This window comes from Methanobrevibacter sp. (genome assembly GCF_045644645.1).
Classification (GTDB): domain Archaea; phylum Methanobacteriota; class Methanobacteria; order Methanobacteriales; family Methanobacteriaceae; genus Methanocatella.
This window is the reverse complement of record NZ_JAZRHE010000010.1, coordinates 1-17651: the sequence shown is the minus strand read 5'-3', so window position 1 is coordinate 17651 and position 17651 is coordinate 1. Positions and strand designations below refer to the sequence as shown.

Here is a 17651-nt window from a genome sequence, read left to right as displayed (position 1 = left end):
AAAAGAGGCGATTATCAAATGATACAAATGACATTAATACAAATTGACAACTACGGACCGTGGACCGTAACTCCAAGGCCGCGTACAGAATCTGATTTACAAATGCTTCAGGCAAGTTTATTTGCTGATTTAAATAATCATTTCGGTAATAAAAAAGGTTTAGTTTTCTTTACCCGATTTGATAATTTACTTGCAATTTCCAATGGTCTTGATGAAGAAGATCATTTAAGAATTCAGAGGTCCATCAGAAATAGGTATCCCATTACCATAAGTATGGGTGTAGGGGCAGCTGAAACTCCTCATGAAGCACAAAAGTTAGCGACTATTGCTCTTCAAAAGGCAGGCAGCGCTCAATCTGGTGAGAGAAAAGAAATTTTAGCTATTGACAGTCTGGTCAGTGAAGAAGACAGCTTTGTTCAGGCAGCTCATATTGATATTAATAGTGTAACTGAAACTTTAACTGATATTGAATCCGCTTTTGACACTAGTTTTATGGTTAACAAGGCTCAACATTATTTGATGACCAAATTAATCAAAAAAGGAGCATTGCTGTTTTTCATCGGTGGAGACAATTTCATGTCCCCATGCAACGGCCTGTCAGAAAAGGAAATTGAAGAGATAATGATTGAGATTGATGAGGAAATTGGAATCAAACTCAAAGCCGGCATAGGCAGAGGCAAAAATGCTGAAGATGCAGCATATATGGCAGATATTGGTTTGGAAGAGATTCGTGCCAATAATAATGAAATGTGGACTTGGGTTATCGAAAAAGAGTATTAAGTGAAATCATGATGAAGGTAGTTGCTCCAATGGCGGGGATTTCTAATTCAGAATTTTTGAATAAGGTTATTCCCTATGGTTTTGATGTAGCTACTTTGGGGGGATACAGTTTAGATGTCCCTACAATTGAAGCAAGTAAAAGGATTGTTGAAAGGGGAAGAAAAGAGTTTGATTTTCCTTTGGATGAAATATTTTCACACATTGAAAATGAGGTCGCTTCAATAAAAGAAGTTCACAAGGATGTAAAGGTATCTGCAAACGTCAGGGCAACAACTCCGCAACCGATTATAGAAGCAGGTAAAATTAAGTATTTGGATATTGTCGAAATCAATTGTCATTGTCGCCAAGAGGAGATTATAGCTATTGGTTGTGGGCAGGAATTGTTGAAAAGGCAGGATTTAGAAAATTTCATATCTCAAGTTGTTGATAATGTTGACTGTGAAGTTTCTGTTAAGATTAGGGCAAATATAGAGGGTCTTGATACGTTGGAGATTGCTAAACAAATTGAAAGTGCGGGTGCTGATTACTTGCATGTTGATGCCATGAAAAAAGGCGTTTTCGATGCTGATTATGATCTTGTAAAAGAAATTTGCGATAATACTGAAATTAGGGTAATCGGTAATAATTCCATGAATTGTGAAGACAACATTAAAAAAATGATTGAAGCAGGGGTTTATGGTTTTTCAATGGCCCGTTCAGTTATTTCAGGTAATTTGGACTTTAATATTTCTCAATTTTAATTTTTTAAACAATTGTTATGGAAAATAATCATTCCTGCTTTAAAACAATTGTTATTAGAAAGTATTATTAATGGTTTAGGATATAAATTATTTCAATAGGTGATTTCATGGACTTTATAACTCTTGAGAATATTACAAAAACTTTTGACGGTGTTGATGTTCTTAAAGATATTAATTTGAAAATTAATGAAGGCGAAACTTTAGGTATTTTGGGACGTAGTGGAAGTGGAAAATCTGTTTTAATCAATATGCTCAGAGGTACATTGGATTATAAGCCTGATGCAGGCAGCATCATAATGAACCTTGCAGTATGTCCGGATTGTTTGGCAGTTGACTCACCGTCACACATTGGTGAAAAATGTCGTTGCGGAGGAACTTTGGAAGCTAAAGAAGTTGATTTCTTTAATGCTGAAAGGAAATTGTTTGCAAGCATTAAAAGAAGAATTTCCATCATGTTGCAACGTAACTTTGCATTGTATGATGAGGAAACCGTTATTGAAAATGTTATGAGGGCAATGCCTGAAGATATGGATTATGAAGAAGGTTTATACTTCGCTTTGGAATTGTTGGAAATGGTTCAAATGAACCATAGGATTACTCACATTGCTCGTGACTTGAGTGGTGGGGAAAAACAGAGGGTTGTGCTTGCAAGACAATTGGCAAAACAGCCTATGACATTTTTGGCAGATGAACCAACTGGTACTTTGGATCCACAAACTGCAGTCAAGCTTCACAATACCTTAAAAGAAGGTGTGAAAGATGAAGGAATCACCATGTTAATCACATCCCACTGGCCTGAAGTAATGACAGAACTTGCTGATAATGTAATCTGGCTTGAAGACGGTCAAATCAAAGAGGAAGGCGACCCTCACCTTGTTGTAGAACATTTCATGGAAACTGTACCTGTTCCTAAAAAATCTGAAACCCATGAATCAGGTGAAAAAGAGGTAATCCTTAAAGATGTCAAAAAACATTATTATTCCATTGAAAGGGGAGTAGTCAAAGCCGTTGATGGAATTAGCTTAGAAATCAATAAAGAAGAGATTTTCGGTATTGTGGGGCTAAGCGGTTCTGGTAAAACTACCACTACAAGAATGTTGATGGGATTGACTGAGCCAAGTAGTGGTGAAATCGAAATCAAGCTTGGTGATGAATGGATTGACATGACTAAGGTAGGTCCTTTAAACCGTGGTCGTATCATGCCGTATATTGGCTTATTACATCAGGAATATTCATTATATCCTCACAGGACTATTTTAGGCAACTTGACTGATGCCATCAGTTTAAACTTGCCTGCGGAGTTCGGTAAAATTAAAGCTATTCATGCATTAACTACTGTAGGATTCACTGATGCTGTAGCCAACAGCATTCTTGATAAATATCCTGACCAGTTAAGTGTTGGAGAAAAGCATAGGGTTGCTCTTGCACAGGTCTTAATTAAGGAACCTAATATTATTGTTTTAGACGAACCTACAGGTACTATGGATCCTGTTACTCGTGTTGTTGTAACCGATTCCATCTTGAAAGCACGTGAAGAATTAGAACAGACATTCATTATCATTTCCCACGATATGGACTTTGTATTGGATGTTTGTGACAGAGCCGCTTTGATGAGGGGAGGAAAACTCTTGGATATTGGAACTCCTGAAGAGATAGTACAACAATTGACTCCAGATGAAAAAGAAGACATGCTTAAAAGAGAATAGGTAATCTTCTATTCATTTAATATTTTTTTTATTTTTTTCCAGTTTGGACAGAATTCGTCCATTAACTTTTTAAATTTTTTTCCATGATTAAATTCAATCAAATGACACAGTTCATGAATCATTACATATTCCAAACAGATTGGATCTTTTTTTGCTAATTTTAGGTTTAGTGTGATTCTTTTATCTTGGTATCTGCAGTTTCCCCAATTCTTCATGTTCCTTACTTTTACTTCAGAAGGTCTTTTCCCGACAATTTTTACACATTTTTCCAATACTGGGGGAATAGCTTTTTTAAGTTCCTGGCGATATAGCTCATTTAATTTCTTTTCCCTAGTTTCTTTTTTGCTTCTTTTTTCAACGGGAAGGTAAATTATCAAATTGTCATAATCTATAGTTATCCTTTTCAAATCATTTTTTGAAACTAATTTCAATAGGTATTCCTTTCCCCAGAGGAAATGCTTTTCACCGGATTTATATTTTAAAGGGGCTTGTATTTCACTGTTTTGAATAATGTGTTGTTTTTTCAATATCCATTCTTTTCTGAATTTTACAAAGTTGACTATATCCTCATCCGATATGAAAAGGGGCGCTGAGATAACTACCTTGCCATTTGGAGGTAAAACTCTAAGATACATATTCTTGATGTTTTTTCTGTGTAGTGTGATGTCTATATTTTCAATTTGTATTTTTTCACTATTCATAAAAACCTATATTAAGATAGGTCATGGGATTATAAAAACTTTAATCAATATTTGTGTTATCAAAAAATATTCCCTTTTTACAAAAAAGGTTATATATTCATTATTTCAAAAATTATATTAATATTTTATAATTACTGTTATTATTGAGAATGAAAATTATTTTGGAGGATTATTATGACTTGGGAAGATGCACCGTCTCACATTTGTAGGGGGGGAGATATAAGGGGACTCGCTTTTTGCTGCCCTCCAATAAAACCATGCCCTGTACTGAATGCTTTGCAAGAAGTTAATTTAACTCCCCAAGAGTTTATTGAAATCAAAACTCAATTCGGAAGAGAAACCAGATTGGGTGAAGGTGCTGGAACTTGTTTTGGATCACTTGTATGGTGTTGTAAACCATCTAAACCATGCCCTTTGAGAGATATGACATTAAGAAACATGGGCATGAGTCATGATGAATATTTGGACTTGAAAAAGGAATTGTCTGAAAGATTGGTTGGTGTTAAAAAACCCGATCCTGATGAAAAAGCCGAAGCATTGGCCGAAACATTCAATGTAACTAAACTTGAGGCTATGAATGTTCTAACTGAATGTAATAATGATTTAAGAGCAGCAGTGAAAGTATTGCATGCTCGTTCACTTGAAAATTCTGATTAAAATGGATTGGACTTCTCTTTATTTCAAAACATCTAATCTAAATGTATTTATTTTAGGCACTGGAGAAGTTGCAACCAGACGAGCAAACAAATTTTTAGACCATGGCGCTAATGTAAAATTGGCAGGAAATAATTTATCTAAGGATTTAGAGGATAAAGGGGCTGTTTTATGTTCTATTGATGATGTGGATGAATTGGTCGAATGGTGTGATTTGGTTGTAATGGCCAGCGGTGATGAAGAGTTGTCTAATCATGTTTCGGATATTGCTCAAGATAAGTTAATAAATCGGGCAGATTTTCCGCAGAAGGGAGATATTATTGTTCCTACAAGCTTTGAAATTGGAGATGTTGAAATATCTATTTTTACTAATGGAAAAAGTCCATTAATGGCCCGTCAATTAAGAAAAAAAATTCAATCGATAATCTCTAAGGAGGATATTTTGGAAATTGAACTTCAGGATTATGCTCGTTCGATTTTAAAAGGTTCTATTGATGATCAAAAAGAAAGGCGAAAATATCTTTATGAGATTTTTGAGGATGAAAAAATCATGGAATTCATTAAGAATAATCAGATTGATGAGGCCAAATTGTATATTGATAACTTAATAAGGGGATTAGATTGATACTTAATTTAAGAGTAGACCATAAAATTGCAGATATTCAATCAATGGAGAATATTTCAAAGGATATTGATGATTTATTTTGGAAATTACAAGAAAAATATTCTATTAATGAATATATTGAGATTTCCACATGTAATAGAAAGGAATATTATATTCACAATGAGCATATTTGTGAAGATGAGGAATTATTGTCTCATGAAAATCAAAATATCATAATAGAGTATGATCAGTCTGCCATAATTCATTTGTTAAGGATGGCTTCCGGTTTGGAATCAATGATTGTTGGTGAAGATCAAATTTTAGGCCAGGTCAAGGATTCTAAAAATAAGGCGGTTAAGAACCATCATTGCGGTAAGGTTTTGGATGCTGTTTTTACCAAAGCAATTCATGTGGGTCAGGTTGTCAGAAATAAGACTAATATCAATAAGGGATCTGTTTCAATCGGATCCGCAGCAATTGATCTTGCTGAAAAGCATATGGGTTGTCTTGATGATAAGTCTGTTCTGGTTATTGGTGCTGGAAAAATGGGCAGGCTGGTTGCTAAGGCCCTTGCTGAGAAAGATTTGAATGCTATTTTTGTTGCTAATAGGACTTATTATGTTGCCGTTGAGCTTGCAGAGGTTCTGGGCGGGGAAGCTATTTTATTCAATGAGCTTGAAAAATATCTTGCCGAAGCGGATTTGGTAATTAGTGCAACAAGTGCTCCACATACTATCATCAATAAGGAACGTCTGTTGGGAATTGATATGGCTCATGAAGACTTGATGATGGTGGATATTGCCAATCCTCGTGATATTTCTGAGGATGTTTCAGATATTGGCGTTAAATTATTTAATATCGATGATTTAAGGGAAATTGCTGAGGTGAATACTCAGCTTAGAATTAATGAATTTGGTGAAGCTGAAAACATCATCAACGAAGAGTATATTTTACTTAAAGAATCCTTTAAAATAATGGAAGTTGATGATATACTTGCTAATTTAAGAATATCTATGGAAGAGATAAGGCAACGTGAAACTCAAAAAGCAAGTGTTAAGTTGGCTGATGTAGATGGTAGTGCAAAAATTCTTGATAATTTAACAAATTCTATTGTTAACAAAATATTTTTCGATATTTCTAAAAAAGTAAAAAATGCAGCAAAACAAGAAAATAAAGAAGTTCTTGCTGCTGTTGAGTATATTTTTGATTCAGATTGATTATTCAAACATTCCTTTAACATCAACATTTTTGATCTTGCTGGAGTGTATTGAATATTCGATATTTTTCATTGTAATGATTTCATCATCATTGGCTATTGCATTGTGAAGGGCAACTTTAAGTATTTTTTCTTTTAAGTCTCTCCCGGATATGCCTTTTGTTATTTTAACGATCTTATTGATATCCAAATCATATTCTAAAGGCATGGTTTTAAGATTGTTTTCCAATATTTCTTTTCTCTCCTCTTCCGCAGGCAAAGTGAATTCTATCTCTTCTTCAAACCTGCTTCTGACAGCATAATCCAAAGAGGTTGGATTGTTGGTGGCTCCAATTGTTATAACTGAATTATTTTCACTTATCCCATCCATTTCAGTTAATAGTGAGTTAACGATTTCAGAAACATCTCCTCTCAATGATTGAAATGATCTGTGAAGTGCAATAGCATCGATTTCATCAATAAAAATTATGGATGGTGAGTTTTCACTGGCTTTTTTAAATAAGTCATGAATTTTGGATGCACCGTCTCCGACATGGTCGCCTATCAGTGAAGTGGCCTTTATTAAATGAAGCGGAACTTCAAGTTCATTTGACAATGCTTTGACAAGCATGGTTTTACCGGTACCGGGAAGCCCATAAAATAAGATGTTTTTTGGAGCCCATGGTCCGAATTTTTCGGGATTCTCCAGATATTTGATTAGAACTTTAACTTTATTCTTGGCATTTTTTTGACCAACAATATCTGAAAGCTTAAGGGTGCTGTCAAATTTGATTTCATCCTTTGATTTATTGATATCTGCATCGATAAGCTTGATTTTGGTTTTTTCAGAAATTATTGAACCATTTGGTTTTGCGGTTATGATTTCAAAACCGTAATCAGGTATGATTTTTTGATCAAAAAGATATGAGTTTTCGTTCACTTCCAATCCTAACCATTGTTCTCGAGCATATTCTTCAAATAGTTTTTTATTATTGATTTCGAAGTCATTTTCCATTAAATTAAAGTCGAATGGATAACCTACAGCTTTAAGAACAACATATTCTGCATATTCTTTGTTTTCGTTTTCTTTCTTAGCTGATTTTTGATTAGTGGATTTAATTTCTGGCTTTTTATTATCTGTTTTCAACAAGTCACTTCCTAGATTTTTCACTAATTTTTAACATTTCTCATATTTGTATGTTTTATTATTTAAATAGTAGATATTATAAATTAAATGTAGGTGCTGAATCATGAGCTTTAGAACAAGAAGGGTATTATTTTCAACTCCATTTTATGTTGTATTTCAATTTTTCCTACTAAAATATATATTCTTGTTAATTGGAGGAATAAATGATGCTCTCTTAGTCATACTGGCGGTATTATTTGGTTTGTTACGTGTCATTCCAATGATATTCGAAGCTAAAAAATCAAGAAAAATTACAAGATTTTTGCAAACCCTAGATGGGGTTTGGATGTGGGCATCCTTAATGTTTTTCATAGAGGTTATTATAATTTATTTGATTGGCGTATTTGTTGAAATCCCAAAGCTGTTAATCTATATATTATTGGCCATTGTTCCTGTTTTAGGCATTTACAATTATTATAAAGCTCATAAGTTAGTTGTCAATGAACGCGTATTGAAATTGGATAAGTTAACTCAAGACATTGATATTGTTCAATTGTCTGATGTGCATTTTGGTGCAGTTAGGCATAAAGAGTTAATTAAACAGATTGCGGATAAATTAAAGGAATTGGAAGATGCCTGTGAACTGGTCATCATCTCAGGGGATTTGGCTGACGGGTCATCGGTTGTTGAAAGTCATGATTTTGATGCATTCAAAGAGGTTAATATGCCAATAATCTTCACGCCGGGAAATCATGATTTCTATCCTGGTGTCGGCAGTGTCATTGATGCTTGTAAAAATGCAGGAATCATTGTTTTGGACAATGACAAATTCGAGTTTAAGGATTTAAACATATACGGTCTGACATACAGTTTTGGAGATATTGAAATGCCGACCGCTGATGAAATTAGGGATAGCTTAAATCCTGATTTGGTTAATATTGTTAATTATCATGTTCCTTATAGGTGGGATGAATTTTCATCATTGGGTTTTGATATACAATTGTCCGGCCATACTCATGGAGGACAATTTTACCCTGCCATATTTTTAACAGAGCTGATGTTCAAATATAATGAAGGTCTTTTTAAAAATGATTTGGATAAATATTTGCATGTAACAACTGGTGTTGGTTCTATGGATACTCCAATGCGGTGGGGGACAGATTCTGAATTGGTAATTTTAAAATTAAGAAAAAATTAAGAGGTTTATTATGAGTCAATCTAAATTTTGCATGAACTGTGGAAACAAATTGGAAATATCTGATAATTTCTGTCCGAATTGTGGCGTTAAAGTTGGAAAAAGTGATGATTTTAGACTAATTCATGATAAAGATTTCTTTTTAAAATACAAAATCAAAATTGAAAATTTAAATAGGGAATATGATGTGAAGGTGACCAAAGCAGTAAAATTGATAAATAATGAATTTGACCCTTCAGATATTAGCTATAAAAATTTTATTTCAACAATAAACAACAGCAATAATGTTTTTTATAACAATGTTGAAGTTGCAATGGATATAATTGATTTATCCGACAGGCCTTCAAACAAAATTAAAAAGGAATTGGACAATAAGATCGGCACTTTAAAGATGATTATCGATAAGTTAGAAGACCTTATTGATGAATTAATTATTCATATTGCGGACAATAGCAAAAAGGAAGTAAAAAATCTAACTAAAGAATTGGATGATTTAATTAATTCCGTAAAGGATTACTAAATCATCTGTTCGTATATTTCCTTCATTTTTAGTGAATCTAAATCACGAAGCGGGGTTTCACAGATGATGTTTGCTTTCCATCCATTGTCAATTAAATTGGCCAGCAGGTCTTTGATGTTTGGCCCGTATTCATCACTTTCATCTAAAATGTGATGTTTTACCTCGCCTCCCTGGCCATATTCAATTGTTGTGAAATGGCAATGCAGGATATCAATGTCTAAATTATCTTCAATTGTGGAAAAAATACAGTTATAATCCTCTTTTTTATTTAAAAATCCTCGTCCACGTGCATGGACATGAGCAAAGTCAATTGTTGGTTCAAAATGGTCAAATGTTGCACACAATTCAACCACTTCACCTACATTTCCAAGTTGTGCACGTTTGCCGGTTGTTTCGGGAGCAAAAGTAAACTCTTCGATACCTTCCGCTTCAAGCTCTTCAAATAATCTATTGACTGTTGTTTTAGATATTTCCATTGCTTTTGCAGGCTTGCGATTCATATATGCTCCGGGGTGGAACACTATTCTGTAAGCTCCCATCCATTCGCCTGCACGGGCGGCGGTTATCAAATGTCCAATGCTTTTGTCAAGTTTTGATTCGTCTTTAGCACATAAGTTAATGTAATATGGTGCGTGCATGGAAACCAAAACATCGTGTTTTTGCGATTCATCTTTTAGTGTTTTTGCAGCTTTTTCACCGATTCTGACTCCATATGGAGTTTGGTATTCATATGAATCCAAATTTTCTTCAGAAATATATTTTGGAGCTTTATAAGCAGCACCATTATAATTAACAGGACTTCCAGCAGGTCCAAAAAGTACTTTATGCTTCATTTAAATCATTAAAAAATAGTAAAAAAAGGGGGAATTTAGAATATTCCCATAGCTTTGTTTGTTTTTGCAATTGATTTTTCGCTGTCACTTTCCATTTCTAAAAGTGCACGAATTGCATCAATGTTTTCAGGTATTACATCAGATTCCTGATGCACTGCTTGCATGTAGAATAGCTCATTGCCTACAACATTAATGGATTCTTTCCAAACTGGAATTTCATACAAGTCATTCCTGTTTCTTCCAAGTTCTTTAGCATATTCCATTAACTCGGCAGTTGAACCTAAACCTTCTTCAGCTGAAACAACGATTACTCTAGAACGTTTTTCTAAAGCTTCGATGATTTCTTCGGTTTCAACTTCGTTATTAATTTCAACCATGATGTTGTGTTGGTGCATTAATGTAGTAGGTACAAGCAATGCCATGGTGGTCACGTCAATGCCCTTCATTACGGTCTGCACATCAGGGCCGTGGTGGGAAGGTACTTTCGGAGGATTTGGAACAATTGCATTAATTGGTCCTTTTTTAATTTCGGATGGATCAGATCCTCTTCTAACCATTACTGCCCTTACCTTCTTAATGTCTGCAATCGGATCAATTGTAGATAATGTACGAGTTAATCCAGTGGTGTTACATGAAACTACTCTGGTGTAATCTGCACCATAGGAATCATCATAATTACCAAAAGCATTAAATGAAAGACCAGTTAGGTCATGGTCTTCTCCACCTTGGTAGATGGCTTTAACCCCTGCTTTTTTATACATCTCGAGGTTTTGCGGTCCGATACTTCCAGGGGTACAATCAACAACGACATCAGCTTCCTGTATCATGTCCTCAACGGTACCTGCTATTTCGATTCCGGCATCTTTAAATAATTGTTCTCTTTCTGGAATTCCAATGTATAGAGGATAGCCTTTTTCTTCGACTGCAGTTCTTGCTTCATAGTTTGGTCTAGTTTTACTTACACCAACTATTTTCATATCATCTTGAGCAGCCACTGCATCAGCCACTCTTTTACCGATGGTTCCATAACCATTAATAGCAACAGTTTTCATTTCAATCCCTTTTTTTATAATAATTAATTTATTATATACTTTAAGGTTTGTTGGTTAAGTTATTTATAATTTGATGATTGTGTTTTGAGGTTATCTGATGAAATTTTTGAATGGATATGTCAAATTTTCATGCCGTCAAAATATTTAAGCTGTATCCTATAAAGTATTACTTATGAATTATAAAATCGAAGGAAGTGGGGAAACTTTAGTTTTCATTCATGGACTTTCAGACAATCTTCTTTTTTGGGAATTTTTAGCCAGCAATCTTAAAAATGATTATCGGGTATTGCGGATTGATTTAAGGGGTCATGGTGAAACGGAACTTGGAAGTGATGCAGTTACAATGGATTTGTTAACAAATGATTTAAAAAATCTTTTGGATAACTTGGAGATTAAAAATGCCAATCTCATAGGTTTTTCACTTGGAGGTGCTGTTGCGCTTGATTTCACCGTCAGATATTCTAAAATGGTTTCATCATTGGTATTAATGTCAACTTTCTATAGGTCCGATGAATATCTGGCTGATATCTTAAATAAACTTAAATATGCATTGGAGAATAGCTTTGAAGATTTTTATGATGTGATGCTGCCGATGGTTTTATGTCCTGATGTGATTGAGGATAATTTGGATGAATTAAACTTTTTAAAGGAATTGGCTTCACAAACCGCCAACACTCAAGCATATATTCAGGCTGTTGATGTCTGCTTGAATTTTAATGTTGAAAATGAATTGTCAGAAATTGATGTTCCAACATTAGTCTTGGCGGGGAAATATGATGAAATATCTCTTTTGGATTCACAAATTGATTTGAAAAGTAAAATTAAAGACTCCAAACTAATTGTTTTTGATGATGTAAAACATAATTTGTTGGTTGGCAGAAATAACGAAGAAATTTTAGATATCTTAAAAAGTTTTTATAAAAAAAGAGAAGAGAAGTAGAATTATTCTACTTTAAAGCCTGCTTCTTCAACAGCTTCATTAATGTCTGCATCGCTTACGTCACCAGACATTGTGATTGTGGTAATTCCGGAATCCAAATCTGCTTTTGCATCTTCAATTCCATCCACGTCCTTTAAACATAATTCTACAGCATTCACGCATGATGGGCAGTGCATACCCACAACTTTTATTTCTTTTTCAGCCATAAAATATCACCTTTTCTATTGATGGTTAATATTATGCTTTTGAGTTATTTAAATTTTTAGTCACACCAAATTTTTCTGCTCCTTTGTAGTCTTTCTTTGAGATTTTGTAATTCACAAGGGTTGATGAATAAATAATTACAATAACTGATCCGATATTGTGAATTAGTGCTCCTTCAATAGGATTTAAAAGTCCTGAAATGGCTAATGCCATTGCAATAATGTTTAAGGATAATGCAAATCCAATTCCAGTACTTATTATTCTTATTGTTTGTCGTGCAATTCCTATTAAATGTGGAATGTCTTCTATATTGTCATTTATCAATGTAATGTTTGCGGCTTCAACGCTAATGTCGCTTCCCACACTGCCCATAGCTATTCCGACATTTGCTTTTCTTAAGGATGGTGCGTCATTTATTCCATCTCCAATCATAGCAACTTTATGTCCAAGCATTTGTTCTCTTTTAATGTATTCTGTTTTGTCTTCGGGTAAACAGTTGGATTTTACATTTCTAACTTTCACTTGTTCTGCAATATGATTTGCAGTTTTTTCATTGTCGCCTGTAAGCAATGTTGTTTTGACCCTTAGTCTTTTCAGATTTCTTATGGCTTGTTTTGAAGTTTCGCGTAATGTATCTGCAAGATATACTTTTCCCATAATTTCCCAGTCTTTTGCAACATACATTTCAATTTCACCGTTTTGAGGTTCTTGAAAGTATTCTAACGGAATATCTTCTGATTCAATGAGTTTTCTATTTCCGGCAATTACTTTCGAGCCATTGATGTTTCCACTAACTCCTTTTCCGATATGCATCTTAAAGTCGCTGACTTCTGCTAAATCGTCTCCTTCATAATCTTTGACAATTGCTTTTGCTAGGGGGTGTTCTGATCTTGATTCAAGAGATGTAAGTAAATACATCATTTCTTGGGGGCAGTTTGAGATGACATTAACGACTTTGGGGGTTCCATAGGTCAATGTCCCTGTTTTATCGAATACCAGTTCGTCAACGTGAGCTAACTCTTCAAGGGATGCCCCGTCCTTTACCAAAATACCATATTTTGTTAGGTTTCCGATTGCTGCCATAATCGCAGTTGGTGTGGCCAGAACCAATGCACATGGGCAGAAAACTACTAAAATTGTAACCGATCTGCTTATTTCAAATGTAAATAAATAGGTTAAAACTGCTGCTGTAAATGCTATTACAACAATCATTGTTGCCCATTTATCTGCTGTTCTGACAATTTTTGCATTTTCAGGTTTTGAGGATTCAACCAATCTTATCAGTTTTTGAAGAGAACTCTCTTGGCTGATTTTTGTAGTTTTCATTGTGAATGAACCGTAAAGATTGATTGTTCCGCTGTATACTTTCTCATACTCCTTTTTGTCCACTGGAATTGATTCACCTGTTAATGTGGACTGGTCAATTGAAGTTTCTCCGGCAATAATGACTCCATCTGTAGGTATGTTTTCACCTGGAAGCACTTTTAAGATATCACCGACACATACATTTTCGACAGATATTTTTTCTTCAATTCCATTTTTAATTCTTGTTGCAACTTGGGGGATTATGTTTACAAGTTCTTCAATTCTTCCTTGAGTTTTTATAACTGTATATTCTTCTAAAAATCCTCCAATAGCCATAATTGTTGCAATTTCACCTGCAGCAAATACCTCACCAATAATAATTGATGCTATGATGGCCATTGAAACAAGTAGATCTGCTTTTATGTCAAATTCTGTGATTAGTCCTTCAATACATTCTTTGAATATTGGCATTCCACAAAGGATGACTGCAATCCATGCTAGATAATCAAGAGATAATATAAAACTTGCAATAATGGTTACTGCAGAGATTAAAATTCTTGTCAAGTCCATTTTTTGTTCTCTTGTGAATTTCATTTTAATGACCTCCTATTTGTATGGGTATACCCCCATAGGTATATCAAGTTATTTTAAAAAAAAATTAAATTCTGGAGTAGTATTCTAAAATTGATGAAATTTCGCCCAATGCGTCATCTACATCTTCATCTTTAATTGCTTCTTTAACACAGTGTTCAAGATGTCCTTCAACAATTATATGTCCAACTTTATGTAAAGCGGATTTTGCAGCATTTACCTGCATTAATATCTGTTCACATTCAATATCTTCATCAATCATGCGGTCTATTGCATTAATCTGGCCGATGATTTTTTTAAGGCGTCGATGTAAATTTTCACTATCCATACATTCTTTCATAATAACACATCCTATACCTATGGGGGTATATATTAGAAATAGTATATAAAGGTTTCGTTTTGTAAGAAAAAAATAAAAAAAGAAGGAGGAAAATTTCAAGCCTATGCTTGATTTTCCATTTCCTCAAATTTGGCTGGGAAGTATGTGTCCACTACATATTCGAGCCCATATTTTGAGAAAGATTGCTGTTCTGCTTTCTTACCAATTTTAAGCATCTTTTTAATTTCCGTTTGCCAGAAATCGGTTTTATACCTTGGGTCTTTTGAAAGCTCTTTTAATCTCATGACGTCAACATCCTTGAGTTTGTCGGTTGGCAAATCATAGTTGATGATGTCGGATGCTGTCACTCCGATGAATTTTGCATCGGGAGTGGCTAACTGGTGATTAACGTGAGCCAATTTTGCACTTCCGGAAATAATTACCTGTGCAATGTGGAATCCCCAAGGGTCTCCGTCGTTACAGATATAGACTGGCAAGCCTTTTTCTTCATTAAGTCTTTTAATGAATCTTCTTGTTGCACGGGCGGCCTGTCCTTTAAGCCCAACAATCAAACAATTAAATCTTTTGTGAGCATTTTCCTGCACTAACCTATGGAACATTCCCATGGTTTCCACAGCCAATACTTTATCGACATTGCAGTCCATCAGTTCTACCTGATCGATTGTTGGTGAGATTGTATATCCTGACTTTCCCATTTTGGAGGCATTGATTTCTGTACCCTCATCTATTAATGTAAGGTCACCGTAAACTGATGCACCGTCTTCCTCAGGCATTAAACCCAATTCCTCACGGGTAACTCCGAGAGTTACTTCCAAGTCCTCTCCAACAATGTTTGATTCCTGCTGTGTTTTAAAACTGATTCCCCAACCTTCAGAAACGTAATACATTTCCCTGATTGTTGCGGTTTTTTCTCTTGCAACCAGGTCTTTACAGAAGTTTCCCACATAAACCATCTGACCTAATTTTCTAATTTGCTTTACGTTACCTAATGATCTATGACCGAATCTGTCACCTAATACGTAATATCTTTTAGCATCATCATAAACGATGTTTCCGGTACCTCTGGAAGGAACTCTAATACTTGGAACTTTAGTTTTTTCAACATCCTCAATAATTTCCTGACCTAAACCTTTTAATTTATTGAGTGTGTATTTTTGCCTTTCTTCCTTATGGGTTTGCTTTTTTTGTTCTACTTCAGCCATTTAATCACCTATTCCTCGAAATCCTCATCTTCATCTTCTTCTTGGAATGTGTCCAATGATGATTGGTCCGCTTCAACAGCGTATCCACGTTCATCAAGTTCTTCCATGATGATTGCATCAAGTTCTTCTTCCTCTTCTTCCTCTTCCACTTTTTCACCGAGTAGTTCTGCAAGAGCCCTTTTGGTTACTTTCGCTAGAACCTCCTGATATTCAGGGACACCGGTTTCACCTAATTTTGCAGCTTCTTCAATGATTACAGGCACATAATCTTCAAATACTTTTGAACGTTTTTCTTTTTCTTTAGCTGCCCTTTTAGCCCTGATATGTTTTTGCAGTTTACGGGCTAATTTCATAGTTGCCTGTCTTATTTCATGAACTATTTCAGGTTCTGGTGAAACACTTTGCTTACCGGTTGAAAGGTAAGGTACCTGAGTGGAGATAATGTTTACAAATAAGGTTAATGGGGTATTGTCCATATCTCTTAGGCCATAACGTTTCCAGTCAATACTTTTTAAAGCTTCAGTAATTGCACAGCTTCCTGCATCGAATGTTAATGGAACCCTGTTTGCAAATCTCATAATTTCAGATTTTCTTTGTTCATTAACAACTCTTCCGGCCTCTCCGCCGTAGGCAAGTCCTGCTTCGATAATGAATGAAACACCACCACTATATGTTACAGGTTTTCTTGTAATTGTAGTAACGAATTCAGGTTTGAGGATTTGTTTCATACCTTTTTCAATCTGTTCAGATCCGATAGGTATGAGTCCGTCAGTTGGAGGGGCCATGAACTTCATTTTCTTAAAGCATTTCACAATAGCTTCTGCTTCTTGGAATGTCATTGCTTTAGGACGTTTATTCATGTCAATTCCAGTCATTTCTGCTATTTCATCCGCCCTTTTGTTTGACATTCTTGAAAGTGATGAAGTTAACATACTTTTATATCTTCTGCTGTCTGTGTTTTGCGCCATTGTCATTATATCATCAGCGCTCACACCTTTAGGGTGAGGCAATACTTCTTTTGGAAGTACTGGGACAATATCGGCAGCTCTTTTGAAGATGTATTTGTGTCCTGACGGGTCTCTGAATGTAATTTTTGCATGAGGGTTTCCGATCATGGTTCTTCTGATATATTCAAAAGCACCCTGTTCAGCTAAAGAGTAGGAAACCTCTTTGAATTGCAATTCAATGCAGACTCCAGTACTTTCAGCAGGATAATCCTCACGTTCCATTAGGATTCCTCTATTGTTTTTAACATCCATTTGGAACTTCATTTTCACCCCTTTAATCTCATCGCCATCTTTATAACATGAAATTACGCGGGCAGGTTTACCTGTAGTCATTTGTGATAAAAGCACACATCCACTACAACCTAAACCCTGCTGTCCTCTTGATTGGATGTTTCTGAATTTGGATCCCGCAAACATACTACAGTATACCCTCATTACATAGTCTTCAGGGATACCCGGACCGTTATCCTTGTGTCTGAGGACATAATGTTCTTTATCAATTCTTTTTAATTCGATGTCAATTTCAGGCAGAATTCCAGATTCTTCACATGCATCAAAACTGTTTGTAATCAATTCGTGGAATACAATAGTTAAAGAACGGATTTTACCAGTAAATCCTAACATCTGTTTGTTTTTTCTAAAAAACTCAGATGGAGTCAAGTTTTTAAAATCATTCCTCCAGTCGAGTCCTGGTTCTTGCTGTGACAAAATTTTCCTCCTAAAAATTTTATATGTTTATTTTTATTATGATGATTATATTTAAATCAGATGAGAGAGCATTTGAAAAGTAATATTTTTTCATTACCCTATCTAACTTGATTAAATATACGATAAAATAATAATTTTAAAACATAAAGAAAATATAGTATTTATACTATGCTATCTATATATGTTTGTTGAAGTATATAATATTATGCTATTATTCAGATAATTATCATAGCTATTTTTTATTAAAA

Annotated in this window: 18 protein-coding genes; 9 read left to right on the top strand and 9 right to left on the bottom strand. The window is 34.7% G+C overall.

All coding sequences use genetic code 11. The features are described from left to right. Positions 1-18: 18 nt before the first annotated feature. The 3 genes from ACKI4K_RS00480 (at position 19) to atwA (ending at position 3226) form a co-directional block, all read left to right on the top strand. A complete protein-coding gene (locus ACKI4K_RS00480; protein ID WP_407421191.1) occupies positions 19-780 on the top strand; it encodes a GTP cyclohydrolase III in 762 nt (253 codons plus the stop codon). A 29-nt stretch (positions 781-809) separates the two neighbouring features. Continuing rightward, positions 810-1520 carry an MJ0144 family RNA dihydrouridine synthase-like protein gene (locus ACKI4K_RS00475; protein WP_407421233.1) on the top strand — a complete coding sequence of 237 codons (711 nt, stop codon included), beginning with the start codon at positions 810-812 and terminating at the stop codon, positions 1518-1520. Between the two features lie 107 nt (positions 1521-1627). After that, the gene (gene atwA / locus ACKI4K_RS00470) at positions 1628-3226 is read left to right on the top strand and encodes a methyl coenzyme M reductase system, component A2 (protein ID WP_407421189.1); all 1599 of its coding nucleotides are present in this window, start codon (positions 1628-1630) and stop codon (positions 3224-3226) included. Positions 3227-3234: 8 nt separating this feature from the next. Here the strand turns inward: atwA and ACKI4K_RS00465 are convergent, their stop codons facing one another. Next, the gene (locus ACKI4K_RS00465; protein WP_407421187.1) at positions 3235-3927 is read right to left on the bottom strand and encodes a M48 family metallopeptidase; all 693 of its coding nucleotides are present in this window, start codon (positions 3925-3927) and stop codon (positions 3235-3237) included. Positions 3928-4101: 174 nt separating this feature from the next. Here ACKI4K_RS00465 and ACKI4K_RS00460 point away from each other — a divergent pair, with 174 nt between their 5' ends. From ACKI4K_RS00460 to hemA, 3 genes are read left to right on the top strand one after another with little or no spacing between them, the layout of a single operon-like run. Next, positions 4102-4584 (top strand): methanogenesis marker 9 domain-containing protein, encoded by a 483-nt coding sequence (locus ACKI4K_RS00460; protein WP_407421185.1) that lies wholly within the window; start codon positions 4102-4104, stop codon positions 4582-4584. A 1-nt stretch (position 4585) separates the two neighbouring features. Further along, a complete protein-coding gene (locus ACKI4K_RS00455; RefSeq protein WP_407421183.1) occupies positions 4586-5206 on the top strand; it encodes a bifunctional precorrin-2 dehydrogenase/sirohydrochlorin ferrochelatase in 621 nt (206 codons plus the stop codon). Continuing rightward, positions 5203-6402, top strand: a complete 1200-nt coding sequence (gene hemA / locus ACKI4K_RS00450; RefSeq protein WP_407421181.1) for a glutamyl-tRNA reductase — start codon at positions 5203-5205, stop codon at positions 6400-6402. The genes ACKI4K_RS00455 and hemA overlap by 4 nt, the downstream gene beginning before the upstream one ends. Here the strand turns inward: hemA and ACKI4K_RS00445 are convergent, their stop codons facing one another. Next, positions 6403-7527 carry an AAA family ATPase gene (locus ACKI4K_RS00445; RefSeq protein ID WP_407421178.1) on the bottom strand — a complete coding sequence of 375 codons (1125 nt, stop codon included), beginning with the start codon at positions 7525-7527 and terminating at the stop codon, positions 6403-6405. 103 nt (positions 7528-7630) lie between these two features. On the opposite strand from ACKI4K_RS00445, the gene ACKI4K_RS00440 reads away from it, so the two are divergent. Together ACKI4K_RS00440 and ACKI4K_RS00435 are read left to right on the top strand one after the other, a co-directional pair. Continuing rightward, positions 7631-8704, top strand: coding sequence for a metallophosphoesterase (locus tag ACKI4K_RS00440; protein ID WP_407421176.1), 1074 nt, complete (start codon positions 7631-7633; stop codon positions 8702-8704). Positions 8705-8714: 10 nt separating this feature from the next. Then, a complete protein-coding gene (locus ACKI4K_RS00435; RefSeq protein WP_407421174.1) occupies positions 8715-9221 on the top strand; it encodes a zinc ribbon domain-containing protein in 507 nt (168 codons plus the stop codon). On the opposite strand, the gene ACKI4K_RS00430 is transcribed toward ACKI4K_RS00435, so the two are convergent. Next, positions 9218-10054 (bottom strand): TIM barrel protein, encoded by an 837-nt coding sequence (locus ACKI4K_RS00430; RefSeq protein WP_407421172.1) that lies wholly within the window; start codon positions 10052-10054, stop codon positions 9218-9220. The genes ACKI4K_RS00435 and ACKI4K_RS00430 overlap by 4 nt on opposite strands. 35 nt (positions 10055-10089) lie before the next feature. Continuing rightward, positions 10090-11106: a phosphorylating glyceraldehyde-3-phosphate dehydrogenase gene (locus ACKI4K_RS00425; RefSeq protein ID WP_407421171.1), complete on the bottom strand. Its 1017-nt coding sequence runs from the start codon at positions 11104-11106 to the stop codon at positions 10090-10092. Positions 11107-11278: 172 nt separating this feature from the next. Here ACKI4K_RS00425 and ACKI4K_RS00420 point away from each other — a divergent pair, with 172 nt between their 5' ends. Further along, a complete protein-coding gene (locus ACKI4K_RS00420) occupies positions 11279-12046 on the top strand; it encodes an alpha/beta fold hydrolase (protein WP_407421169.1) in 768 nt (255 codons plus the stop codon). A 2-nt stretch (positions 12047-12048) separates the two neighbouring features. Here the strand turns inward: ACKI4K_RS00420 and ACKI4K_RS00415 are convergent, their stop codons facing one another. From ACKI4K_RS00415 to top6B, 5 genes are all read right to left on the bottom strand, one after another. Beyond that, entirely contained in the window at positions 12049-12252 is a 204-nt protein-coding gene (locus tag ACKI4K_RS00415; RefSeq protein ID WP_287411023.1) for a heavy-metal-associated domain-containing protein, read from the bottom strand. Positions 12253-12283: 31 nt separating this feature from the next. Continuing rightward, the gene (locus ACKI4K_RS00410) at positions 12284-14149 is read right to left on the bottom strand and encodes a heavy metal translocating P-type ATPase (RefSeq protein ID WP_407421167.1); all 1866 of its coding nucleotides are present in this window, start codon (positions 14147-14149) and stop codon (positions 12284-12286) included. Between the two features lie 64 nt (positions 14150-14213). After that, positions 14214-14486 carry a metal-sensing transcriptional repressor gene (locus ACKI4K_RS00405; protein WP_407421165.1) on the bottom strand — a complete coding sequence of 91 codons (273 nt, stop codon included), beginning with the start codon at positions 14484-14486 and terminating at the stop codon, positions 14214-14216. 101 nt (positions 14487-14587) lie between these two features. Next, a complete protein-coding gene (locus ACKI4K_RS00400) occupies positions 14588-15688 on the bottom strand; it encodes a DNA topoisomerase IV subunit A (RefSeq protein WP_407421163.1) in 1101 nt (366 codons plus the stop codon). An 8-nt stretch (positions 15689-15696) separates the two neighbouring features. After that, positions 15697-17403, bottom strand: a complete 1707-nt coding sequence (gene top6B / locus ACKI4K_RS00395; RefSeq protein WP_407421161.1) for a DNA topoisomerase VI subunit B — start codon at positions 17401-17403, stop codon at positions 15697-15699. Between the last annotated feature and the right edge of the window lie 248 nt (positions 17404-17651).